General features: G+C 63.3%; 19 protein-coding genes. 10 read left to right on the top strand and 9 right to left on the bottom strand.

What is annotated here, in order from left to right:
* Positions 1-54: 54 nt before the first annotated feature.
* The 8 genes from K3762_RS03385 to xdhA all read right to left on the bottom strand — a co-directional run bounded on the left by K3762_RS03385 (position 55) and on the right by xdhA (position 10,049).
* Positions 55-672: a glutathione S-transferase family protein gene (locus K3762_RS03385; RefSeq protein ID WP_132444601.1), complete on the bottom strand. Its 618-nt coding sequence runs from the start codon at positions 670-672 to the stop codon at positions 55-57.
* A gap of 115 nt (positions 673-787) precedes the next feature.
* Positions 788-1,861, bottom strand: a complete 1,074-nt coding sequence (locus K3762_RS03390; RefSeq protein WP_120350280.1) for a BMP family ABC transporter substrate-binding protein — start codon at positions 1,859-1,861, stop codon at positions 788-790.
* Positions 1,862-1,932: 71 nt separating this feature from the next.
* Positions 1,933-2,853, bottom strand: a complete 921-nt coding sequence (locus tag K3762_RS03395) for an ABC transporter permease (protein ID WP_120350281.1) — start codon at positions 2,851-2,853, stop codon at positions 1,933-1,935.
* Positions 2,853-3,935, bottom strand: coding sequence for an ABC transporter permease (locus tag K3762_RS03400; protein ID WP_132444599.1), 1,083 nt, complete (start codon positions 3,933-3,935; stop codon positions 2,853-2,855). The genes K3762_RS03395 and K3762_RS03400 overlap by 1 nt, the downstream gene beginning before the upstream one ends.
* A gap of 42 nt (positions 3,936-3,977) precedes the next feature.
* A complete protein-coding gene (locus K3762_RS03405) occupies positions 3,978-5,495 on the bottom strand; it encodes an ABC transporter ATP-binding protein (protein WP_132444597.1) in 1,518 nt (505 codons plus the stop codon).
* Positions 5,492-6,250 carry a xanthine dehydrogenase accessory protein XdhC gene (xdhC, locus tag K3762_RS03410; RefSeq protein ID WP_260011493.1) on the bottom strand — a complete coding sequence of 253 codons (759 nt, stop codon included), beginning with the start codon at positions 6,248-6,250 and terminating at the stop codon, positions 5,492-5,494. Before xdhC ends, K3762_RS03405 begins: the two co-directional genes overlap by 4 nt.
* A complete protein-coding gene (gene xdhB, locus K3762_RS03415; RefSeq protein WP_132444593.1) occupies positions 6,247-8,661 on the bottom strand; it encodes a xanthine dehydrogenase molybdopterin binding subunit in 2,415 nt (804 codons plus the stop codon). Before xdhB ends, xdhC begins: the two co-directional genes overlap by 4 nt.
* Positions 8,658-10,049: a xanthine dehydrogenase small subunit gene (gene xdhA / locus K3762_RS03420; protein WP_132444591.1), complete on the bottom strand. Its 1,392-nt coding sequence runs from the start codon at positions 10,047-10,049 to the stop codon at positions 8,658-8,660. The genes xdhB and xdhA overlap by 4 nt, the downstream gene beginning before the upstream one ends.
* Positions 10,050-10,248: 199 nt before the next feature.
* Between xdhA and dnaE the strand changes: the two genes are divergently transcribed.
* Both dnaE and K3762_RS03430 read left to right on the top strand, forming a co-directional pair.
* Positions 10,249-13,785: a DNA polymerase III subunit alpha gene (dnaE, locus tag K3762_RS03425; protein WP_120350287.1), complete on the top strand. Its 3,537-nt coding sequence runs from the start codon at positions 10,249-10,251 to the stop codon at positions 13,783-13,785.
* A gap of 95 nt (positions 13,786-13,880) precedes the next feature.
* Positions 13,881-14,447, top strand: a complete 567-nt coding sequence (locus K3762_RS03430; protein WP_132444587.1) for a hypothetical protein — start codon at positions 13,881-13,883, stop codon at positions 14,445-14,447.
* 31 nt (positions 14,448-14,478) lie between these two features.
* On the opposite strand, the gene K3762_RS03435 is transcribed toward K3762_RS03430, so the two are convergent.
* On the bottom strand, positions 14,479-14,673 hold the full coding sequence (locus K3762_RS03435) for a SlyX family protein (RefSeq protein WP_120352147.1): 195 nt from the start codon (positions 14,671-14,673) through the stop codon (positions 14,479-14,481).
* 166 nt (positions 14,674-14,839) lie between these two features.
* On the opposite strand from K3762_RS03435, the gene hisS reads away from it, so the two are divergent.
* The 8 genes from hisS (at position 14,840) to K3762_RS03475 (ending at position 23,365) form a co-directional block, all read left to right on the top strand.
* Complete coding sequence (gene hisS / locus K3762_RS03440) at positions 14,840-16,336, top strand: histidine--tRNA ligase (protein ID WP_120350289.1); 1,497 nt, start codon at positions 14,840-14,842, stop codon at positions 16,334-16,336.
* A complete protein-coding gene (locus K3762_RS03445) occupies positions 16,336-17,418 on the top strand; it encodes an ATP phosphoribosyltransferase regulatory subunit (RefSeq protein WP_120350290.1) in 1,083 nt (360 codons plus the stop codon). The genes hisS and K3762_RS03445 overlap by 1 nt, the downstream gene beginning before the upstream one ends.
* The gene (gene hisG / locus K3762_RS03450; protein ID WP_067624598.1) at positions 17,415-18,104 is read left to right on the top strand and encodes an ATP phosphoribosyltransferase; all 690 of its coding nucleotides are present in this window, start codon (positions 17,415-17,417) and stop codon (positions 18,102-18,104) included. Before K3762_RS03445 ends, hisG begins: the two co-directional genes overlap by 4 nt.
* A gap of 211 nt (positions 18,105-18,315) precedes the next feature.
* On the top strand, positions 18,316-19,131 hold the full coding sequence (locus K3762_RS03455) for an ABC transporter ATP-binding protein (protein ID WP_067629499.1): 816 nt from the start codon (positions 18,316-18,318) through the stop codon (positions 19,129-19,131).
* A 73-nt stretch (positions 19,132-19,204) separates the two neighbouring features.
* On the top strand, positions 19,205-20,209 hold the full coding sequence (locus K3762_RS03460; RefSeq protein WP_067629500.1) for a branched-chain amino acid ABC transporter permease: 1,005 nt from the start codon (positions 19,205-19,207) through the stop codon (positions 20,207-20,209).
* Positions 20,206-21,276, top strand: a complete 1,071-nt coding sequence (locus tag K3762_RS03465) for a branched-chain amino acid ABC transporter permease (RefSeq protein ID WP_132444583.1) — start codon at positions 20,206-20,208, stop codon at positions 21,274-21,276. Before K3762_RS03460 ends, K3762_RS03465 begins: the two co-directional genes overlap by 4 nt.
* A gap of 33 nt (positions 21,277-21,309) precedes the next feature.
* Positions 21,310-22,518: an ABC transporter substrate-binding protein gene (locus K3762_RS03470; protein WP_236627389.1), complete on the top strand. Its 1,209-nt coding sequence runs from the start codon at positions 21,310-21,312 to the stop codon at positions 22,516-22,518.
* 52 nt (positions 22,519-22,570) lie between these two features.
* Complete coding sequence (locus K3762_RS03475) at positions 22,571-23,365, top strand: ABC transporter ATP-binding protein (RefSeq protein WP_067629504.1); 795 nt, start codon at positions 22,571-22,573, stop codon at positions 23,363-23,365.
* The last annotated feature ends 9 nt before the right edge of the window (positions 23,366-23,374 follow it).

Here is a 23,374-nt window from a genome sequence, read left to right on the forward strand (position 1 = left end):
GGCATGGGCGCTGCCCGCGCGCAATGGGCTTGGCGCCGGGCAGGCGGTGGGGCGCTAGTCGTCTTGTGGCTCGCCCTTTTCTAGCGCGCGTTGGTAAGCGGGGCGGTTTTGGATCGTCTCGATGAAGCCTTTGAGGGCGGGGTAATCCGCAGCCCGGCCTTGTCGCATGGCAACCTCGGCGGGGAAGCTCAGCATGATGTCGGCGGCCGAAAGCGTATCTTGTACGAAGTGCCCGGAGGGGCGCACGAGGCTGTTCATATAGCTGTAGTGGTTGTCCAACTCTGAACTGATACGCGGGTGCAGCGGCGCGGCGGCATCGCCCAAGCGCGAGACATAGAGGTTCAGCAGGATCGGCGTCATGGCAGAGCCTTCGGCGAAATGCATCAGCTCCATATGGCGCAGGAAGGCGGGCGTATCGCGTTCAGGGATCATTTCGGGCGCGAAGCGGGTGCAGAGCAGATCGACGATGGCAGCGCTTTCGACAACCAACTGGCCGTCAATCTCAATCATCGGGGATTTGCCCAAAGGATGCACCAGTTTCAACTCGGGCGGGGCGAGGTTGGTTTCGGCATCGCGCTGGTAGCGGATGACGTCATAGGGCTGATCCAACTCCTCCAGCAGCCAAAGGATGCGCTGTGAGCGGGAGCGGTTGAGGTGGTGCACGGTGATCATGGCAAGCGCCTTTCACGAAGAGGGAAGGGCGAGCCTAGCAACCCCGGCGCGGGCCGCAACGAAAAAGGGGCGCACGGTTGCCCGCACGCCCCTGTCATCTGTGAGCCGGTTCGGCTTACTGCGGGATCGTGCCTTCGATGCCTTCGACATAGAAGTTCATGCCCGCGAGCGTGCCGTCATCGGCGGTCTCGCCCTCGGCCAGCCAAGCGGAGCCGTCCTGTTTGTTGATCGGCCCGGTGAAGGGGTGGTATTCGCCCGATGCGATCTTGTCTTTCATTTCCAGCGCTTCGGCTTTCACGTCGGCGGGAACGGCGTCAGAGATCTCGCCAATGCCGACCATGCCCGGCCCGATGCCGTCCCATGTGTCGGTGGATTCCCATGTGCCGTCCATGACCGCTTTGACGCGCTCGATGTAGTAGGGTGCCCAGTCGTCAATGATCGAAGAGACGCGCGGCTTGGGACCGTATTGCGCCATGTCGGACGCCTGACCGAAGGTGATCACGTTGCCCGCTTCCTGTGCCGCCGCTTGGGGTGCTGTGGAATCGGTGTGTTGCAGGACCACGTCAGCGCCTTGTTCGATCAGAACCTTGGCGGCGTCGGCTTCTTTGGCCGGGTCAAACCATGTGTAGGCCCAGACGATTTTGAACTGAACGTCGGGGTTCACTTTCTTGGCGTGGATATAGGCGGAGTTGATGCCGCGGATCACTTCGGGGATCGGGAAGGAGCCGATGTAGCCGATGATGTTGCTCTCGGTCATCGAGCCCGCAATGTGGCCCTGAATGGCACGGCCTTCGTAGAAACGCGCGGAGTACGTCGAGACGTTGTCGGCGCGTTTGTAGCCGGTGGCGTGCTCGAACTTCACGTCGGGGAATTTCTTAGCGACGTTGATCGTGGGGTCCATGTAGCCAAAGGAGGTGGTGAAGATCAGGTCGGCACCGTCGAGCGCCATCTGGGTCATCACACGCTCAGAGTCCGGGCCTTCGGCAACGCTTTCGACGAAGACGGTTTCGACCTTATCGCCGAACTCTTCTTCGACGGCCAAGCGGCCTTCGTTATGCTCGTAGGTCCAGCCGCCGTCGCCCACGGGGCCAACAAAGACAAAGCCGACCTTGGTCTTGTCTTGGGCAACAGCGCCCGAAGCAAGGCCGAGCGCAAGTGCCGCGCTGGTCATAAGGGTGGATAGTTTCATGAGGTTTCCCCTGTTTACGTGCCCCTTGCTGGGGCTTGATGTGCGGCGCAGGGCCGCGTGACGTGATGCCCCTAGTTTGAGGCGTGGAAGGTTCGGCCCAGTGAGGCCGGCGCGGCGCTTTTATCCGCCGACAGCACCACCAGAACGATGATGGTGATGATATACGGCGACATTGCCAGATACTCTACCGGTATGGCAACGCCCGCGCCTTGCAAGTTCAACTGCAACTGGGTGATGCCGCCGAAAAGATAGGCACCCAGCAGCGCGCGCCATGGTTTCCAGCTGGCAAAGACGACGAGGGCAAGGGCGATCCAGCCGATCCCGGCGGTCATGCCTTCGGTCCATTGCGGCACACGGATCAGGCTGATGTAGGCGCCGCCCAAGCCCGCGCAGGCCCCGCCGAACAAGATTGCCATCGTGCGGATGCGTTTAACCTTATAGCCAAGCGCATGGGCCGCGTCGTGGCTTTCGCCCACCGCGCGCAGGATCAGCCCGGCGCGGGTGAATTTCAGCACCGCCCAGACCCCGGCGACCAGCGCGATGCCCAGGTAAAGGATGATGTCATGGGTAAAGAGGATCGGCCCGATGACGGGAATGTCGGCCAAGCGGCCAAAGTCGATATCGCCCAACCGTGGCGGTTTGATCCCGACGTAGCTTTGGCCGATCAGCGCCGAGAGGCCGAGGCCAAAGAGGGTGAGTGATAGGCCAGAGGCGACCTGATTGGCCAGCGCCACCTGCGTCAGGAAGGCGAAGAGCAGGCTGAGGACGGCACCGCCAACAGCAGCGGCGGCAAAGCCTAAAAGCGGCGAGCCGGTCTCAACCGCCGTGGCAAAGCCGCAGATCGCGCCAGTGATCATCATGCCTTCGACGCCGAGGTTCAGCACGCCGGATTTCTCGACCACCAATTCGCCGATGGCGGCAAAAATCAGCGGTGTGGCCGCGACAAGGAAGCCTGCGACAAACAAGAGCGGGTTGATTGCAGAGAGATCCATCAGGCAGCCTCCGCCGCGCCAAGACGCAGCCGGTAATGTGTGAAAACGTCCAGCGCGAGCAGGAAGAACAGGAGCATCCCTTGGAACACTTGGATCGCAGCGGCGGGCAGGCCGAGGTTGGACTGCGCGATGTCGCCGCCGATGTAGGTCAGCGCCATCAATCCGCCTGCGAGCAGAATGCCGATGGGGTGCAGACGGCCAAGGAAGGCCACGATGATCGCGGTGAACCCATAGCCCACGTTAAAGTCGATGGTGATCTGACCCGAGGGGCCCGCGACCTCAAACATCCCCGCAAGCCCGGCGAGCAGGCCCGAGGTGCCAAGGCAAAACAACACCAGCCGCGCCGGGTTCACACCCGAGAAACGTGCGGCGCGGGGGGCCTCGCCTGTCACGCGGATGGCAAAGCCCAACCGGTGTTTGGCGAGTAGGACGTAGGCGAATATCACCGCGATGAGAGCCGCGACCACGCCCCAATGCATGCCGGACCCCGCGAAAAGCTCGGCGTTATGCGCGGGCGCATATTGTTGCAGGTTGCGCGAGCCGGGAAAGCCATAGCCTTCGGGGTTCTTCAGCAAACCCAATGACATAGAAGCAAGGAATTGCTCGGCCACATAGACCAGCATCAGCGAGACGAGGATTTCATTCGTGCCAAAACGCACCTTCAAAAGGGCCGGGATCATCGCCCAAAGCCAACCGCCAAAGGCGCCCGCGAGCACCATCAGCGGGAAGATGTACCACCCTTCGGCAGGGTAGAACGCCAGCCCCGCAGCCGCGCCAAAGATGGCGCCCATGATGTACTGCCCCTCGGCCCCGATGTTCCAGATGCCCGCTTTGAACCCAAGGCTGAGGCCGATGGCGATCAGCACCAAGGGCGCGCCTTTGATCAGCAGTTGTGGGCGGTAATAAAAGGCATATTCGCCAAACAGCGGCTGCCAAAAGATCGTTTGCAGCGCCTCGACCGGGTCTTTGCCCAGCACGGCGAACAAGAGCCCGCCGAAGATGAAAGTGGCCAGCACCGCCATGATCGGCGTCGACAGGGAAAGGGCCCGGCTGGGCTGCGGGCGCTTTTCAAGGCGGATCACAGATCACCCCCAATGGTCAGAGTGAAAGATACGGAGGCTGCGTCAAACATGCGCCACCTCCATGCCATGCGCGCCGCCCATCATCAGGCCAATCTCGTCGACCGTCAGCCCCTGCGCGGGGCGCGTCGGCGACAGGCGGCCCTCGTTCAGGGCGGCGAAATTGTCGGAAATCTCCATCAACTCATCAAGGTCTTGGCTGATGACGATCACGGCGGTGCCGCCGGAAGCGAGGTCCAAAAGCGCCTGCCGGATCGCGGCGGCGGCAGAGGCATCGACACCCCAAGTCGGCTGGTTCACCACCAGCAGCTCGGGCCGTTGCAGGACCTCGCGTCCGATGACGAATTTCTGCAGGTTCCCACCCGAGAGCGAGCGCGCCGCATTGCCGGGGCCGGGGGTGCGCACGTCGAATGTCTTGATGATCTTCTCGGCAAAGCTGCGCGCCTTGCCCCAGTCGAGCATGCCGCCCCGCTCCAGCCCTTCGCGGGCGGCACCGGTCAGCATCGCGTTTTCAGTTAGCGACATATCCGGAACGGCAGCATGGCCCAGCCGCTCTTCGGGCGCGGTCAACACGCCAAGCGCACGGCGGGCGGTGGGGCCCAGAAGGCCGATGTCGCGCCCGTCAAAGGTGATCATGCCCGCGCCGACCAGCGTTTCACCCGAGAGAGCGTTGAGCAATTCATCCTGCCCATTGCCCGCAACGCCGCCGATGCCCAGCACCTCACCGCGCCGTACCTCGACCGAAATCTCGCGCAGCGGCATGCCGAAAGCATGGGGCGACCGCGCCGAGAGTTTGTTGAGCGTCAGCGTCACTTCGCCCGGTTCTTTGCTGTCGCGCGTGGGCGTTTTCAGCGCCGAGCCGACCATCATTTCAGCCATGTCGCGCGCGGATGTTTCGCGCGGGGTGCAATGGCCGACGACCTTGCCCAACCGCAGGATCGTCGCGCTGTCGCAAAGGCTGCGGATCTCTTCGAGCTTGTGCGAGATATAAAGGATCGCGGTGCCCTCTGCGCTGAGCTTGCGCAGGGTTTTGAACAGGATTTCAACCTCTTGCGGCGTTAGGACTGAGGTCGGCTCGTCCATGATCAGCAGTTTGGGCTCTTGCAGCAGGCAGCGGATGATCTCAACCCGCTGACGTTCGCCTGCCGACAGATCGCCGACGGTGCGGTCAGGGGCAAGCGGCAGGCCATAGGTATCCGACACATCGCGGATTTGCTGGCTCAGCTCACGCATGCGCGGCGGGTTTTCCATGCCGAGGGCGATGTTCTCTGCCACGCTGAGCGCATCGAAAAGCGAGAAATGTTGAAACACCATGCCGACGCCCGCCTGTCGTGCCGCATGGGGATCGGTGGGGGCAAAGTTCTCGCCCCGCATTTGCATCTGACCCGCGTCAGGTTTGACCAGCCCGTAGATCATTTTGACCAGTGTGGATTTGCCCGCGCCATTCTCGCCCAGCAGGGCGTGGACCTCACCCGGGGCGATCCGCAAGGACACGTCATCGTTCGCGACGACGCCGGGGTAGGCCTTGGTCAACCCAGAGAGGTCGAGAAGTTTGTCAGTCATGCGGAAACCTTTGTCTGGGTCCGGGCGATGAGAGAGATCAACGCACCATGTGCAATCTGGGCGGGCAGCTTGCCCAGCGACTTATCGCCAATAGGGCAGATGATGCCAGAGGGATCCAGCCCCATGTCGCGCAAGCGGCGGGAAAACCGTGACTTTTTTGTGTCAGAGCCGATCAAGCCGACACTCTCTGCCCCGCGTTTAAGCAGGGCAGCGCAGAGGGCGAGGTCGATGTCATGGGAATAGGTGAAGATCAGGTGATACGCGTTTTGCGGCGCGTGGACGGCAAGGCGCGGCATGTCGGCGGCGGGGGTGGCGGTGACATGGGGCGGCACGTCTTTGGGGAAACGGTCCGTCGCGCTGTCGATCCATGTGATGGCAAAGGCACTGGCTGGGCAGGCGGCCACCACCGCGCGGCCCACGTGCCCCGCCCCCCAAAGCCAGAGGGGCGTGTCGCTCTCGAATGTGGCGTCCAGCGGCAGCGGCGTGGGGTTGTCGAGCGGGCGGGGCGCGGCAGTGTAGCGCAGGCTTACCGCGCCGCCGCAGCATTGGCCAAGGCCGGGGCCGAGAGGCAGGGTTTGGCTGTCCTCGAAACGCCCTTCGGCCAGCAGGCGCCGGGCATGGGCAATCGCCTGATGCTCCAACGCGCCGCCGCCGATGGTGCCGTCGATGCTGTCCGGCGTGACTTTCATCGCCGTGCCCGCATCACGCGGGGCCGATCCGTGCGTGGCGGTGACCTCGACATAAACCGCGCTCATTCCCGCGCCCGTCCCACGGCGGCAAGGACGGCCTCGGCGGTGGCGGGCGCTTGCAGATCGGCGTAGCGCTCTCCGCAGGCCGATACCGCATCCGACAGCGCCATGAAGGCCGAGATGCCCAGCATGAAGGGCGGCTCCCCCACGGCTTTGGAGCGGTAGACCGTCTGCGCCGGGTTTGGCTGGTCCCAGAGTTTCACGTTGAACACGGGCGGCCGGTCGGAGCAGGCGGGGATTTTATAGGTCGAAGGCGCGTGGGTGCGCAGGGTGCCGGTTTCGTCCCAGACCAGTTCCTCGGTCGTGAGCCAGCCCGCGCCTTGCACGTATCCGCCCTCAATCTGGCCGATGTCCAGCGCCGGGTTCAGCGAGGCGCCCGCGTCATGCAGGATGTCAGTGCGCAGAATGCGGTTTTCGCCGGTCAGCGTGTCGATCACCACTTCGGTGCAGGCGGCACCATAGGCGAAGTAGTAGAATGGCCGCCCGCGTCCGGCGATGCGGTCCCATTCGATGTCGGGCGTTTTGTAGAATCCCGTGGCCGAAAGGCTGACGCGGTTTTCATAGGCCGAAGCGGCGGCAGCGGCAAAGGTGATCTCTTCGCCCCCGATCTGCACCATGCCGTCGGTGAACCGCACTTGATCCGGCGTGGTCTGGTAGCGTTCGGCCAGATGCGTCGCCATGCGGTCGCGGATCGTGTCACAGGCGTTTTGCGCGGCCATCCCGTTGAGGTCTGACCCGGAAGATGCCGCCGTGGCCGAGGTGTTGGGCACTTTGGCGGTATCGGTGGCTGTAATCTTGACCGCCTCGGGCGAGACGCCAAAGCGCGACGCGGCGACTTGCGCAACCTTCTGGAACAGCCCTTGCCCCATCTCGGTCCCGCCATGGTTCAGGTGGATCGAGCCATCCTGATAGACATGCACGAGCGCGCCCGCTTGATTGAGGTGGGTGAGCGTGAAGGAGATGCCAAATTTAACCGGGGTGATAGCGATGCCGCGTTTCAGTAACGGGTTTGCGGCGTTCCATTCGGCGATGGCGGCGCGGCGGGCGTTGTAGTCGGCACTCTCAACCAGTCGGTCGGTCAGTGCATTGATGATACAGTCGGTGACCGGCTGCTGATAGGGCGTGGTCTGCACGTCCGACGGGGTTTCAGGGATCGCAGCCTTGCCAGTCGGCGCAGGGGGCGCGCCGCGAGAGGATAGATCGGCCTCTGCATCCGGTGGGGTGCGGTTGTCGATCGCGGTGCCGGTGGCCTCCACCTCGGTCGGGCGGTGGGCGTTGTCGGTGTAGTAATTCGCCCGGCGCACGGCGAGCGGGTCGAGGCCCAGTTCATGAGCGATATGGTCCATGACCCGCTCAATACCGACCACCCCTTGCGGCCCGCCAAAACCGCGAAACGCCGTGGCGCTGGCGGTATTGGTGCGCAAGCGGTGCGAGGTGATGCGGATGTCGTGCAGATGGTAAGCGTTGTCGGCGTGCAGCATGGCGCGGTCGGCCACGGGCAGGCTGAGGTCCATCGACCAGCCACAGCGGGTGTAATGGGTCACGTCCAGCGCGGTGATGCGCCCCGTCTCGTCAAAGCCTGCGTCGTAAGCGATGCGGAAATCATGCCGCTTGCCGGTGATGATCATATCGTCATCGCGGTCATAGCGCATTTTGCAGGGTTTGCCCGTCAGAGACGCGGCGACAGAACAGGCAATCGCCAGCGCGTTGCCTTGGCTTTCCTTGCCACCGAAACCACCGCCCATGCGCCGGGTCTCGACCCGCACGGCATGCATCGGGCGGCCAATGGCATGGGCCACTTTGTGCTGAATTTCGGTCGGGTGCTGGGTCGAGGAATGCACCAGCATGTCGCCGTTGTCCTGCGGCAGCGCCATGGCGGCCTGACCTTCGAGATAGAAATGCTCCTGCCCGCCCATCTCGATCTGGCCCGAGAGGCGGCGGCTGGCCTTGGAGAGCGCGGCCTCGGCATCGCCCTTCTGGTAGATGCGGGGGCCGTCTTCGAACCGGCTGTCGGCGGCGAGCGCCTGCTCGACGGTCAGGATCGGATCACGCGGGGTGATCTGTGGTTTGCCCAGTTGCGCGGCGCGACGGGCAGCGAGGTGGCTGGTGGCCACGACCAGATAGAGCGGTTGGCCCGCGAAATGGATTTCGCCCGTCGCCAAAAGCGGCTCGTCATGGTTCGAGGGTGAGGTGTCGCAGTCATGGAGGAGATCATCGGCAGTCAGCACTTTGACCACGCCGGGCGCAGACCGCACGGCGTCGAGGTCAAGCGCCGTCAATTCGCCCGCCGCGACGGGGCTGAGGCCAAAGGCCAGATGCAGCGTGCCGCGCGGGGTGGGGATGTCGTCTACATAGCGCGCGGCACCGGTGACATGGAGCTTCGCGGCGTCATGGGGAAGGGGCTTTGCAACGCTCATGCCGAGACCTCCTGCAGGTTGGTGGCTTGACCGTTGGCGTCATGGAAATAGCGCAGCAGCATGTTTTGCGCCGCCTCCATCCGGTAGCTGGCAGAGGCGCGCATGTCCGAGAGGGGGGTGAAATCGTCGGTCATCGCTGCCATCGCCTTGCGGATGGTGTCTTCGCTCCACGGTTGGCCGACCAGCGCCGCCTCAGCCGCAGCAGCGCGTTTCGGTGTTGCCGCCATGCCGCCAAAGGCGATGCGCGCGGTGAGGATTTCGGTGCCATTGCCGGTGATCGAAATACAGCCGCAGACCGCCGAAATATCTTGATCGAAGCGTTTCGACAGTTTGTAGCAGCGCAGGGTGTCATGTTGGCGGGGGATGAGGATGGCTTCGACAAATTCTCCCGCCGCGCGGTCTTGTTTGCCGTAGTCGAGAAAGAAATCCTCAAGCGCTATTTCGCGTCGCGCATTACCGCGCCGCAACTGCAGGGTCGCCCCAAGCGCAATCAGCGCGGGCGGGCCATCCCCGATGGGCGAGCCATTGGCTATATTGCCGCCCAGCGTCGCCGCGTTGCGCACCTGCGTCGAGCCATAGCGGCGCAGCATGGTACCCAAGCTGGGATGCAGGGGGGCAAGCTTTGCCTCTACCTCGGTCAGCGTGGTCATTGCACCGATGCGCAGGCCGGTTTCGTCCTCGGTGATGCCGCGCAGATCGGCGCAGCGGTTGAGGAAGGCGACGGCGCCAAGATCGCGGAAGCCTTTGGTGACCCAAAGGCCCACGTCCGTCGCCCCGGCGATCAGCGTGGCATCGGGATTGTCGAGATACCAAGCGGCGAGTTCATCGCTGCTTTCGGGCTGCACATGCGGCGCGCCATCGGCTTTGGTAGGCGCGGGGATGTCCTGCGCCAACGTGTCTTTCAGGCTGCGCAGATGGGCGGGCACCGGCGCGCCTGCGGCGGCCTCCGCGGCGCGGATGATCGGGGCGTAGCCGGTGCAGCGGCAAAGGTTGCCAGCCAGTTGCACGTCATGATCCGTCGCACCATTGAGATGCGCCGTGGCCATGGAGACCACGAAGCCCGGCGTGCAGAACCCGCACTGGCTGCCGTGATGCTCTATCATCGTCTCCTGCACCGGGTGCAGCGTGCCATCGGCGCTCGCCATGCCCTCGACCGTGGTGACGGCCTTGCCGTTCACCTGCGGCAGAAACAGGATACAGCCATTGAGCGCGCGGCTGCCGTTTTCATCGGTGATCATCACCGAACAGGCTCCGCAGTCGCCCTCGTTACAGCCCTCCTTGGTGCCGGTCAGGCCACGCTCTTCGCGCAGCCAGTCGAGCAGGGTGGTGGTCGGGGACACGTTGGAGAGTGACACGACTTCTCCATTGAGAAGAAAAGTGATGTCCATTGGTTCTCATCCGCCGCAGTACAAAGTGGCCCATAACGGTGCGCGGGGTTCGATGCGGCGTAGAACCGGGCGCGGGCGAGGTAGAGGTTAGGCTAGCGGGGCGGGGGGCGTTTTGGCAAGAAAAAATACCTTGGGCGAAAAATGCGCTGGGTGCGATCCGGTGCTGGTGCCTTTGGGGTGGGTGGCGTAAAAATGCGCCATGTCCAATGATCCCCGATTCATTCACCTGCGTAGCCATTCCGAGTATTCCTTGCTGGAGGGCGCGCTGCGGTTGAAAAAACTGCCCGGCATGTGCCGCGATGCGGGCATGCCCGCGCTGGCGCTGACCGACACCAACAACATGTTCGCCGCCCTCGAATTCTCTGTCGCCATGGCGGGCGCGGGCGTGCAGCCGATCATCGGCTGTCAGGTCGATATCGCCTATGTCGAGGTGCAGCCGGGTGAGAAGCCGCGCCCGCCCGCACCGGTGGTCCTGCTGGCGCAAAGCGAATTGGGCTATGAAAACCTAATGAAGCTGAACTCCTGCCTCTACCTCGACAAGGGGGGCGCGGTGGCCGAGGTGACGCTGGCGGAGCTTGAGGCGCTGAGCGCCGATCTCATCTGCCTGACGGGTGGCCCGTTGGGGCCGGTGGGGATGCTTTTGCAAGGCGGCCAGCGCCCGGCGGCAGAGGCGTTGATGGCCCGGCTGCAGGGTGCCTTTGGCGACCGGCTTTATGTCGAGTTGCAGCGCCACCCCGAAGACGGCGGACAGCCCGAGCCCGAGCGTCTGACCGAGCGCGGCTTTATCGAGATGGCCTATGCGATGGATATCCCGCTGGTTGCGACCAACGATGTCTATTTCCCGAAACCGGATATGTACGAGGCCCATGACGCGCTGATCTGCATCGCCGAGGGTGCCTATGTTGACCAAAGCCAGCCCCGGCGTCGCCTGACCGCGCAGCATTACTTCAAGTCGCAGGCCGAGATGGCGACGCTTTTCGCCGATCTGCCCGAAGCGCTAAGCAACACTGTCGAGATCGCCAAACGCTGCGCCTTCATGGCCTACCGACGCGACCCGATCTTGCCGAAGTTCGCCGACGATGAGGTGGCCGAACTGCGCCGCATGGCCAACGAGGGGCTACAGGCGCGTTTGGCGGTGATCCCCCATGCGGTCAGCGTCGAGGACTACCAAAAGCGGCTCGACTTTGAGCTCGGCATCATCGAAGGCATGGGGTTTCCCGGCTACTTCCTGATCGTTGCCGACTTCATCCAATGGGCCAAAGACAATGACATTCCCGTGGGGCCGGGGCGGGGCTCGGGTGCGGGGTCACTCGTGGCCTATGCGCTGACCATCACCGACCTCGACCCCCTGCGCTATTCGCTTCTGTTCGAGCGTTTCCTCAACCCCGAGCGGGTCTCGATGCCCGACTTCGACATCGACTTTTGCATGGACCGCCGCGAAGAGGTGATCCGCTACGTGCAAGAGAAATATGGCCGCGACAAGGTGGGGCAGATCATCACCTTCGGTGCGCTTTTGTCCAAGGCGGCGGTGCGCGATATTGGTCGCGTGTTGCAGATGCCCTACGGGCAGGTCGACCGTCTGTCGAAGATGATCCCGGTGGAAGGGGTGAAACCCGTCTCCATCGAAAAGGCGCTGGCGGATGAGCCGCGCCTGCGCGAAGAGGCCAAGAACGAAGAGGTCGTGGACCGCTTGCTGACCTATGGCCAGCAGGTCGAAGGGCTGCTCCGGAACGCCTCGACCCACGCGGCGGGTGTGGTCATCGGCGACCGGCCGCTGGACCATCTGGTGCCGCTTTACCAAGACCCGCGCTCGGACATGCCAGCGACGCAGTTCAACATGAAATGGGTCGAACAGGCCGGGCTGGTGAAATTCGACTTTCTGGGCCTGAAGACTCTCACCGTCATCCAAAACGCGCTTGATCAGATCAAAGCGGGCGGGCGGCATCTGCACCTCGCCGCGGATGGTCGCCAAATTTATGAGCCGCCAGAGGGGCACGTGGATGACGTGGCCACGATCCCGCTCGATGATAAGGCGACCTACAAGCTTTACTCCAGCGCCAAGACGGTCGCGGTCTTTCAGGTGGAATCCAGCGGCATGATGGATGCGCTCAAGCGCATGAAGCCGACCTGTATCGAAGACATCGTGGCGCTCGTGGCGCTTTACCGTCCCGGCCCGATGGAGAACATTCCGGTCTATTGCGAGGTCAAGAATGGCCAGCGCGAGCTGGAATCCGTGCACCCGTCGATCGACTACATCCTTGAAGAGACCCAAGGCATCATCGTTTACCAAGAACAGGTGATGCAGATCGCGCAGGTCATGGCGGGCTACTCGCTTGGCGGCGCGGACCTGTTGCGCCGTGCGATGGGTAAGAAAATCGCCGAGGAAATGGCCAAGGAGCGCCCCAAATTCGAAAAGGGCGCGATGGCCAATGGGGTCGATAAAAAGAAGGCGGCAGAGGTCTTCGACCTTCTGGAAAAATTCGCCAACTACGGTTTTAACAAGTCCCACGCCGCGGCCTATGCGGTGGTCAGCTACCAGACCGCTTGGCTAAAGGCGAACCATCCGGTTGAGTTCATGGCCGGGGTGATGAACTGCGACATCCACCTGACCGACAAGCTGGCGGTTTACTTCGAGGAAGTGCGCAAGCGGCTGGAACTGCCTTGGGTGCCGCCCTGCGTGAACCGCTCGGATGCGACCTTCAAAGTGGTCGACGGCGCGCTGGTCTATGCGCTTGGCGCGCTGAAAAATGTCGGGCTTGAGGCGATGCGGCTGGTGACCGAGGGGCGCAAGGTCGACGGTGTCGATAAGCCCTTTGCCACGCTCTTTGATCTCGCCCGTCGGGTGGACCTCAAGCGCGTGGGCAAGCGCCCGCTTGAGATGCTGGTGCGCTCGGGTGCCTTCGATCAGCTCGACAGCAACCGGCGGCGGGTGTTCCAATCGCTCGACGGGCTGGTCAGCTACTCCGCGGCGATCCATGAGCAGAAAGCCAGCAACCAGGTGTCGCTCTTTGGTGAGGCAGGCGATGATCTGCCCGAACCGCGGATGCTGCCCTGCGATGACTGGCAATCGGCGGAGCGGCTGGCCGAGGAATTCAAGGCCGTGGGCTTTTATCTTTCGGGCCATCCGCTTGATGACTACATGCCGCCCTTGAAACGCAAATGGGCGCGCGAGGCGGGCTTGCCCTTCCTCACGCTGGACGAATTGAACGAAAAGGTCAGCACCCGCGGCGCGATGAACGCGCGGCTGGCGGGCGTGGTCGCCGGACGGCAAGAGCGCAAGTCGGCGCGGGGCAACCGCTTTGCCTTTGCGCAGCTTTCGGACACCACAGGCGGCTACGAGGTGACGATCTTCTCTGACGTGCTGGAGGCGTCGCGCGATCATCTGGAGGTCGGCTCCAAGGTCGTCGTTACGGTCGAGGCCACGATGGAAAGCGACCAGTTGAAGCTTTTGGCACGCGGCATCGGCCCGATCGACGCGGCGGTTGCGGATGCGGGCAGCATGGGACTGCGCGTTTTCATCGACGGGCCGGGGGCCATTCAATCGGTGGCCGATGTGCTTGATGGCGCGCGTCAAGCGGTCAAAGCGGCGGGGAAGGGGCCGGTGCAGTTCTGCCTGATAAACCCAAGCCTGCCCGGCGAGGTCGAGGTTGATCTGGGGCGCGAGTTCCCGGTGACACCGCAGATCAAGGGCGCGATCCGTTCGCTTGATGGGGTGATGGAGGTCGAGGAAATCTGATCTCGCCCCTCGCGCAGATCCGCCCTTTTTCCGCCCGTCAGTGGACGGCAAGCAGTGGCTGCGCTAACTGCCTGACAAGCAACGGGGAGCAGAGCATGAAACGACGCATCGGCCTTTTGATCATGGCAGCGCTTCCCTCGGCCTGCGGCATGGCGCCCTCCGCGCCGGCGCCTCAGGTTGCCGAGATCGGCTTTGGCACCGCCCTGCCTTTTGGGGAGGTCGCCCGCGTCTGTGATGTGCGAGAGCAAGATTTGGGCAAGATGGTCGAAGAACCTGCGGCGCGGGGCTATCGGCTGTTCGATTCGCAACCCGGCAGCGCGGGGGCGCGCAGTTTCTACATCACCGGTTTTGCGGATGACTGCGCACGCCAGTTGACGGCGGCCAATGTCTTGTTCGGCACGCCCTCGGTCTATGAGCAGTTGCACTATGGCCCGGGAGGGGAAAACCTGCCCATCGCCGAGACCGACGCGGCCTATGAGGCGATCAAGGCCAGTGTCTGTGGCGTGGGCAAGGGCAAACCCTGCGGCAAGCGGATTGGCACGCTCGACAAAACGGCGTTTTTCGTCAACGCCTATGAGCGTTTGGGCCAGACCGCACGTTGGTCTGAGGTGTTGGTGCATGACGGGGCGGTGGCCGCCGTGGCAATGAAATCAGCGGATTGAGCGGGTTGCGGGCATAGACCGGGGCTGCCGCTTAGTAATGCGGGGGCCGTTCATCGCCCATGACGACAGCGCCGCCGCCCGAAGCATCCCGTTCCCCCTCGCGCTGCATCAACATATGCACGCGGCGGTTCAGGGTCACGATCTCATCCTCCTGACGGGTGACGATCTCTGACATATCGTCGACCGCGCGGGTCAGATGGGCGATCTGCTCTTCGAGACGGCTGATATGGTCTGCGGTTTGGTCTGGGGTCTGTTCTGTCATGACGCGCATCCTTTTTGCGCGCTCTAGCACGGTCGCGCGGCGCGGGACAGGGGCGCGATGCCGCGTTGCTTGCTCTTGCGGGGGGCTTGGGCTAGACGCGAGGCCAATTGATGCACCGAGGATCCTTGCCATGGCAAAGCCCAAGAAAACCCCCCGTCCCAAGGCGCAGACCCCGAAAGGGTTCCGCGATTATTTCGGGACCGAGGTGACCCATCGGGCCGAGATGCTCAGCAAGATCGCCGCAGTTTACCACCGCTATGGGTTCGACGCACTGGAAAGCTCGGGCGTGGAGACTGTCGAGGCGCTTGGCAAATTCCTCCCCGATGTAGACCGCCCCAACGAGGGTGTCTTTGCGTGGCAGGAAGATTCAGAAGGCGACAAGCCCGGTGATTGGCTGGCGCTGCGCTATGATCTGACAGCGCCCTTGGCGCGGGTCTATGCCCAGCACCGCAACGATCTGCCAATGCCCTACCGCCGCTATGCGATGGGTCCGGTCTGGCGCAACGAAAAGCCGGGGCCGGGGCGGTTTCGTCAGTTTTATCAGTGCGATGCGGATACCGTAGGCGCGCCATCAGTTGCGGCGGATGCCGAGATTTGCGCGATGCTGGCCGATTGTCTGGAAGAGGTCGGGATTGCGCGCGGCGACTATGTGGTGCGGGTGAACAACCGCAAGGTGCTGAACGGCGTGCTGGAAGTTGCGGGCCTTGCCGGAGACGACAAGGACACCGAACGCGGCATCGTGCTGCGCGCCATCGACAAGTTGGACCGCCTCGGCCCAGAGGGCGTGCGCGCCTTGCTGGGCGAGGGCCGCAAGGACGACAGCGGCGATTTCACCAAGGGTGCCGGGTTGGAAGACGCGCAGGCCGATGTGGTCATGTGGTTCATGCAGGCCAAGCGTGACAGCGGGGCCGAGACTGTGGCGCGGCTGCGCGAGTTGGTCGCGGGCTCCGATGTCGGTGTGCAGGGTGTGGATGAGCTTGAGTTGATCTCTGACCTGCTGGCCGCGGGTGGCTATGGCCCTGACCGGGTTGAGATTGATCCGTCGGTCGTGCGCGGCCTTGGCTACTACACAGGGCCGGTGTTCGAGGCCGAGCTTACCTTTGAGATCAAAGACGAAAAGGGCCGCGCGCGGAACTTCGGCTCGGTCGCGGGCGGCGGGCGCTATGATGATCTGGTCAAGCGGTTTACAGGGCAGGAAGTGCCTGCCACGGGCGTCTCCATCGGCGTTGACCGGCTGCTGGCCGCGCTGGCCGCGAAGGGGCGATTGGAAACCGAGGCCACAGGCCCCGTCGTCGTCACCGTGATGGACCGCGACCGCATGGCCGATTATCAGGCGATGGTCGCCGAGTTGCGGCAGGCGGGCATCCGGGCAGAGGTATATCTGGGCAACCCCAAGAACTTCGGCAACCAGATGAAATACGCCGACAAGCGTCAGAGCCCGGTTGTGGTCATCGAAGGCGGTGACGAGAAAGACCGCGGCGTGGTGCAGATCAAGGACATGGTGCTGGGCGCGCAACTGGCGCAAGAGGCGAGCCACGATGAGTGGAAAGAGCGCCCGAACCAATATGAAGTGCCCCGCGCCGATCTGATCAAGGCGGTCCGCGATATTCTGGATCGGACAAGCTGATGCCGACACGTTCCGAAACGCTGGCGCGGGCGGCGTCGCTACGCGCGATTTTCGACGCGCAGGGCGCTGTGCTCGTCGAGCCGCCGATCCTGCAACCGGCCGACACGCTGCTGGACCTCTACGGCGAGGATATCCGCGCGCGCGCCTATGTCACCTCGGACGCGCTGCGTGGCGAGCAGATGCTGCGCCCCGACTTCACCGTGCCCGTGGTGCAGATGCATATGGCCCATGGGGCCGAGCCTGCGCGCTATACCTATTCGGGAGAGGTCTTTCGGCGGCAGGAGCATGATCCGAACCGCGCCAACGAATATATCCAAGTTGGCTTTGAGGTCTTTGATCGCGCCGACCCTGCGGCGGCAGATGCCGAAGTCTTCGCCCTGATCGCCGAGGCGATGCAGGGGCTGCCGGTGCGCCCGGTGACGGGGGATATCGGTGTGCTGATGGCGGCGGTTCAGGGGCTTGATACCTCGCCCGCGCGCAAACAGGCATTGATGCGTCACATCTGGCGCCCGCGCCGCTTTCGCGCGCTGCTGGACCGCTACGCGGGGCGTACCCCTGTGCCTGCCGGACGCAAAGCGTTGCTGGCCAAGGCAGAGGCCGAGATTTCGGCACCCATGGTCGGACTGCGCTCACAGGCAGAGATCGAAGCCCGCGTGGCAGCGCTGCGCGAGGATGCCAAGACCGCGCCGATTTCCGCGCAGCAAGTTGATCTTTTTGAGGCGCTGTTGGAGGTCAAAGAAACCCTGCCGAACGCGCTGAGCCGTCTGCGCGATCTGGCCGTCGACATGCCCGCCATCGGCGATGCCGTGGCCCGGGTTGCGGCCCGTGCCGATGCGATGCGCGCCCGTGGGATCGATACCGATGCGCTGCTCTTCGAGGCCAGCCATGGGCGGTCTTCGATGGAATATTACGACGGTTTCGTTTTTGCCTTCCGCGCGGCCTCGCGGCCCGATCTGCCCAGCATCGCCAGCGGCGGGCGCTATGACGCGCTGACCCGGCGGTTGGGGCAGGGCGATGAAATCCCGGCGGTGGGCGGTGTGATGCGCCCCGGTCTGATGCTGGAACTGGAGGCCGGGCAATGACGCTGAAACTTGGTGTGCCGTCCAAGGGGCGGCTGATGGAAAAGACCTTTGAATGGTTCGGCGCGCGCGGCGTGAGCTTGCAGCGCACCGGGTCCGACCGCGAATATGCGGGCAAGGTCGAGGGCATCGAAGATGTCTCTCTGGTGCTGCTCTCAGCCGGAGAAATCCCGCGCGAACTGTCGGCGGGGCGGATCCACCTTGGCGTGACCGGCACCGATCTGGTGCAAGAGAAGCTGGCGCTTTGGGATCAACTGGTCGAGCCGCTGGAGGAATTGAACTTTGGCCATGCCGACCTGATCATCGCGGTGCCGCAGGCTTGGGTCGATGTCGATACGCTGGATGATCTGGATGCCGCCGCGGCGGCCTTCCGCGCTGAACATGGCTTCCGCCTGCGCATTGCCACGAAATACCACCGGTTGGTGCGGGAATTCCTGCGCACCCACGGTGTGGCCGATTACGCGCTGGTCGACAGCCAAGGCGCGACCGAGGGCACGGTGCTGAATGAAACCGCCGAGGCGATTGCCGATATCACCTCCAGCGGAGAGACGCTGCGCGCCAATCACCTCAAGATCCTCAGCGACGGTTTGATCCTGCAATCGCAGGCCACACTCTGGCGGTCGCGCATGGCGCCCCTAGAGGATCACAGCCGCAAAGCGCTGAAAACCCTGATCGCGCAACTGACCTGACGTAGCGTCACAGCCACGGGTTTTTCCCTTCCCTTCCATATGATTGCACCTCCCGAGCCTCTCTGGCTCGGGCGCCTGTCGCCCTGCGACCTATCAAGAGACTTGCGGGATAGCGCGCTTCGGATAGGGTGAAAGGGTCAACAGGCCGATACCACAAGCTCCGCCAAAAGGGGCAGGGATCGGGACATAGGGAGGATCCGTCGATGATCGGATGTCACGCGCCCCTTGCGAGGGGCCGCAGCCGTCGCCGCATGGGAGTGGGCGATTGCTGAAGATTGAGGATTTGCATCTGTCCTTTGGCGGCATCAAGGCGCTGCAGGGGGTGAATTTCGAAGCCGGGGCCGGAGAGATCACCGGTGTCATTGGCCCCAACGGCGCGGGCAAGACCTCGCTTTTCAATGCAATATCAGGGTTTTACAAGCCCGACCGGGGGCGTGTGTCCTTTGACGGGCAGGATATCACGACGCTCAGCCCCGACAGGCGCGCAGGGCTGGGGCTGGCGCGGACCTTCCAGAACATCGCGCTGTTTCGCGGCATGACCGTGCTCGACAACATCAAGCTCGGCGGTCACACGCGGCTCAATACCAACGTCTGGCAAGCGCTGCGCTATTTCGGCGCGGCGCAGAAGGCCGAGTTGGAGCTGCGCCGCGAGATCGAAGAGCAGGTCATCGATTTCCTTGAGATCGACCACATCCGCAAATACCCGATTACCATGCTGCCTTATGGTCTGCAAAAGCGGGTCGAACTGGGCCGCGCGCTGGCGATGCGCCCGCGCGTGCTGCTGCTGGATGAGCCGGTGGCGGGCATGAACCGGGAAGAGACCGCCGACATGGCGCGGTTCATCCTCGACGTGCAGGAGCAGTTCGGCACCACGATCCTGCTGGTGGAACATGACATGCACATGGTGATGGACATCTGCAGCCGCATTGTCGTGCTGAACTTTGGCCAACAGATCGCCAGCGGCACGCCCGAGGAGGTCTCGAACAACCCGGCAGTTATCGAAGCCTATCTGGGTGCCGCGGCATGACGCCGATTTCCTTTGAAGAAATCGCGCCGGAATTTTTGAAAAATTCCGAGGGTAAGGAAAGGGAGGCGCTTTGATGGGGCAGTTCGTGCAATTCGCGATCAACGGGCTGATGGCCGGAGCGATCTACGCGCTGATCGCCGTGGGGATCGTCAGCGTTTACAAGGCGACCAAGGTGGTGAACTTCGCCCATGGTTACCTGATCATGTTCGGGGCCTATTTCTATTTCACCTTCGCCGTGATCGTCCCGGGCCAGCCTTGGGCGCCGGCTTGGCTCGCCTCTTGGCAGCCGGGCTGGATGGTCGAAATGCGGGGCGAACTGCCGATGTTTTCGCCCGTGGCGGCGGTGCTTGATTGGGTGGCGAACCTGCCGCGCATCCTGTTGGGGCTGGCGGGGGCGCTGGTCTGCAACGCCATTCTGGGCCGGATCATCGAGCGGGTGTTGATGCGCCCGCTGATGGGGCAATCTATTTTTGCGATGATCATGGTCACGGTTGGCCTGATCTCGATCCTGTCGGGCGCGGCGCAGTTGATCTGGACGGCGGATGCGGCAAGCGTGCCCTATATCGCGCCCAACATGCCGATCCGGTTCGAGTTGTTCGGCACGATGATCTTCCTCTTTGGCACTGATCTGGTGAACATGGTCGTGGCCCTGCTGCTTTTCGGTGGCATCGTCGCCTTCGTGAAGTTCACCAAGGGCGGCATCGCCATCCGCGCCACCGCCGAGGACCAGTCGACCGCCTATTCCATGGGTATTTCGGTGCCCAAGGTCTTCTCCCGCGCTTGGGTGCTGGCCAGCACCACCGGCGCCATCGCGGGGGCGATCCTCGCCACCCGCAACGGCATTTCGCCGAGCCTCGGGCTTTTTGGTTTTTCGGTGCTGGCGATCGTGCTGATGGGCGGGCTCGACAGCTATGTCGGCGTGCTGATCGCGGCGATGGTCGTGGGCGTGCTTGAGGCGATGACCCAGTGGCAGATGGGCGGCGGCTGGGCCGAGATCGTGCCCTACGTCACCGTGCTGGTGGTGCTGATCTGGCGCCCGCACGGCCTGATGGGGCAGAAAGAGGTCGAGCGGATATGATCAACGCAAATCTCAAATCCAGCTATGCCGCCGATGAGCGGGTGCTGAACAACCGCTACAAACAGGCCTTCGTTTACGGGTCGATCCTTGCGCTGGCGCTTTTCACCCTGTTCGGCAATGACTACCTGATCCTGATTGCCAGCCAGATGGGCATCCTGCTGATCGCCGTGGTGGGGATCAACATCCTGACCGGTTATACCGGGCTGGTCTCGCTGGGCCATGGCGCCTTCGTGGCCATCGGTGCCTATGCGGTGACCATCTTCGGTAACCTCGGCGACGGGGTGATCCCGGCAGGGTTGATGCCCTTCGTCTCGGTGCCCTTGGCCGTGGCGCTGGCGGCGGCGGTGGGCGTGTTGGTCGGCCTGCCGAGCCTGCGGGTCAAGGGGCTCTACCTCGCCGTGGCGACGCTGGCGGCGAATTTCATCGTGATCTTTTTGATCGAAGAAGACCTCTTTGCCCCTTGGACTGGCGGCATGGTGGGGATCAATACCAATGTGCCCAATCTGCTGGGCTGGGAGTTGGATACCAAACGCGAGATGTTCGGTCTGATTGCGGCGGTGGGGTTGGTGTCGCTGCTGGCGGCGCAGAACTTGATCCGCACCCGCGTGGGTCGTGCCTTCATCGCCATTCGCGACCGCGACTATTCCGCCGAGATCCTCGGCATCTCGCTTTTGCGCTACAAGTTGATGAGCTTTGCCCTCTCGGCCGCGTACTGTGGTCTGGCGGGGGCGCTTTTCGCCTATTTCTACGCCCGCATCCTGCCCGAGCAGTTCGAACTGGCGCTGTCGCTGAACCTTGTGGCGGCGCTGATCATCGGTGGCATGGGGCGCACGATGGGGCCGGTTTTCGGGGTCATCATCGTGGTGATGGTGCCCGAACTTATCAAAGTGCTCTTTGGCGCGCTTGCGGGTGACAGCGCCGGCGCGGGGCAATTGCGCGCGCCCTTGCAGCAGATCGCCTTCGGCGTGCTGCTGGTGTTGTTCCTGCTCAAGGAACCCTTGGGCATCAACCAGATCGTCGACCGTATCCTGCGCGCCGCAAACCGTTGGCCGTTTGCGCGCGGGTAAGAATTCACAAGGCCACATCAGGGAGAAGACCAGATGACCATGAACCGCCGATCCTTCCTCGCCACCACCGCCGCCGCGACGGCGGCCATGGGCACGCCGATGATCCTGCGCGCCCAGCCCAAGGAGTATGTGCTCGGCGCCTCGCTGCCGCTCACCGGGCCCTTTGCCACCGCCGGTCAGTTGGTCGCGCCTGCCTTTGCCATGGCCGCGAAGCTTTTCAACGACGAGGGTGGGGTGGCCGGGGTGCCCATTCGCTTCGTCACCGAGGATTCGGGCTATGTGCCGCAGAATGCGCTCAACAACTACCAGCGGGCGCTGGCCTCTGAAGGCAAGAACATGATCGGCTATTTCGCTGACAGCACGGGGGCGATGAAGCTGATCGCGCCCGAGCTTAAGGGCGAGAACGCCCGGATTATGGGCTCGACCTCTTTCGCCTCGGAACTGGCCGACCCTGCGACGCATCCCTACCAGTATCTCTCGGGTCCAACCTACCAAAGCCAGTTCGACATCCTGTTGCAGAACATCAAGAACGAGGGCGGGCAGAAGGTCGCCTTCATCTTCTCCAACACTGAGTTTGGCCGCGATCCGATCGAACACGGGCGCAAGACCGCCGAGGAGCTGGGCCTCGAGGTCGTGCTGGAGGAAAGCACCAAGGCCGAAGGCGCCGATATCCCCACGCACGTCACCAAACTGGCGCAGTCCGGCGCGGATCACTGCATCCTTCAGGGCTATGTCACTGGCGTCTGGCCGCAGCTTATTGGCGGCGCGCGGCAGTTTGGTCTGCCGGTCAAATTCAAGGGCACCTTCTGGGGCATGGAGAAGCTGATTGCCGACCGCATCACCGCCGAGGCGGGGCCGTTCCTTGCGGGCTATGAGGGCGTCATGCCTTACCGCTATTTCTATGACCGCGAAGAGGCGCCGCGCTATCAGCAGTACGCCGAACTCAGCAAGCAAATGTTCGCGGGCACGCCGTTGGAGAACTACATGTCGACATGGGCGATCCAGACCATGTGCGGGCTGGAGATCGCCATGAAGGCCTTCCGCGACACCGCCGAGGCCGGGCTGGAGCTGACACCCGACAACATCGCCGAGAAGCTGGCGGGGATCTCGGACTGGGATTCGGGCGGCTTCTTTGGTGGGCCGGTGAGCATGGAAAACAACGCCATCGGGACGGGCCGGGTCTATGGCTACAACCCCGAGGACGGGTTGTTCACGCCGAAATCCGATTGGTTCACCGTTTGATAAACGCGGGGCGTCCGGCGGGCGCCCCACACCCTAGAAAAAGGACGCGCCCGTGCTGACCATCGAGAACATCGAAGTGACCTACCACCATACGGTGCAGGCGCTGCGCGGGCTGTCGCTGGAAGTGCCCGACGGCAAGATCGTCACGCTTCTGGGCACCAATGGCGCGGGCAAGACCACCACGTTGAAGGCGGCGAGCAACCTGCTGGCGCTGGAGAACGGTGAGGTCGGCGAGGGGCGGATCAGCTTCAAAGGTCAGTCGATCATGACGATCCAGCCCGACCGTCTGGTGCAGCAGGGGCTGTTCCACGTGCGCGAGGGGCGGCGGATCTTTAGCGAGATGACGGTGGAGGACAACCTGATTGCCGCCTCCTACGCGCTGGACCGGCGGCAGGCGAAGCCGGACTATGACAAGGTCTATGCCTTTTTCCCACGGCTGAAAGAACGGCGCCGCCAGATTGCGGGCTACCTTTCGGGCGGGGAGCAGCAGATGCTGGCCTTTGGCCGGGCGATGATCGCGCGGCCTGAGTTGATCTTGATGGACGAGCCCTCGCTGGGCCTCGCGCCCAAGGTGGTGGCCGAGATTTTCGACACGATCAAGCGGCTGAACCAAGAGGACGGCACCGCGATCCTGCTGGTGGAGCAGAACGCCGGGGTGGCCTTTTCGGTCGCCGACTACGGCTACATCATGGAGAGCGGCCAGATCGTCATGGAAGGCGATGTGGCCAAGCTGCGCGGCGACAAGGACATCCAGTCCTTCTACCTCGGCATGGGCGAGGAGGGCGGCGCGCGGCAGTCCTTCCGCGATGTGAAACATTACAAGCGCCGCAAACGCTGGCTCAGCTAGGGAGGTCCG

The organism is Sulfitobacter sp. W074 (assembly GCF_025142275.1).
GTDB lineage: Bacteria > Pseudomonadota > Alphaproteobacteria > Rhodobacterales > Rhodobacteraceae > Sulfitobacter > Sulfitobacter profundi.

Bases quoted from the DNA above. Each gene is read 5' to 3' on its own strand.
- K3762_RS03385 (WP_132444601.1), bottom strand. From the start codon at position 672: ATGATCACCGTGCACCACCTCAACCGCTCCCGCTCACAGCGCATCCTT.
- K3762_RS03390 (WP_120350280.1), bottom strand. From the start codon at position 1,861: ATGAAACTATCCACCCTTATGACCAGCGCGGCACTTGCGCTCGGCCTT.
- K3762_RS03395 (WP_120350281.1), bottom strand. From the start codon at position 2,853: ATGGATCTCTCTGCAATCAACCCGCTCTTGTTTGTCGCAGGCTTCCTT.
- K3762_RS03405 (WP_132444597.1), bottom strand. From the start codon at position 5,495: ATGACTGACAAACTTCTCGACCTCTCTGGGTTGACCAAGGCCTACCCC.
- xdhC (WP_260011493.1), bottom strand. From the start codon at position 6,250: ATGAGCGCGGTTTATGTCGAGGTCACCGCCACGCACGGATCGGCCCCG.
- xdhB (WP_132444593.1), bottom strand. From the start codon at position 8,661: ATGAGCGTTGCAAAGCCCCTTCCCCATGACGCCGCGAAGCTCCATGTC.
- xdhA (WP_132444591.1), bottom strand. From the start codon at position 10,049: ATGGACATCACTTTTCTTCTCAATGGAGAAGTCGTGTCACTCTCCAAC.
- dnaE (WP_120350287.1), top strand. From the start codon at position 10,249: ATGTCCAATGATCCCCGATTCATTCACCTGCGTAGCCATTCCGAGTAT.
- K3762_RS03430 (WP_132444587.1), top strand. From the start codon at position 13,881: ATGAAACGACGCATCGGCCTTTTGATCATGGCAGCGCTTCCCTCGGCC.
- hisS (WP_120350289.1), top strand. From the start codon at position 14,840: ATGGCAAAGCCCAAGAAAACCCCCCGTCCCAAGGCGCAGACCCCGAAA.
- K3762_RS03445 (WP_120350290.1), top strand. From the start codon at position 16,336: ATGCCGACACGTTCCGAAACGCTGGCGCGGGCGGCGTCGCTACGCGCG.
- hisG (WP_067624598.1), top strand. From the start codon at position 17,415: ATGACGCTGAAACTTGGTGTGCCGTCCAAGGGGCGGCTGATGGAAAAG.
- K3762_RS03455 (WP_067629499.1), top strand. From the start codon at position 18,316: ATGTCACGCGCCCCTTGCGAGGGGCCGCAGCCGTCGCCGCATGGGAGT.
- K3762_RS03460 (WP_067629500.1), top strand. From the start codon at position 19,205: ATGGGGCAGTTCGTGCAATTCGCGATCAACGGGCTGATGGCCGGAGCG.
- K3762_RS03465 (WP_132444583.1), top strand. From the start codon at position 20,206: ATGATCAACGCAAATCTCAAATCCAGCTATGCCGCCGATGAGCGGGTG.
- K3762_RS03470 (WP_236627389.1), top strand. From the start codon at position 21,310: ATGACCATGAACCGCCGATCCTTCCTCGCCACCACCGCCGCCGCGACG.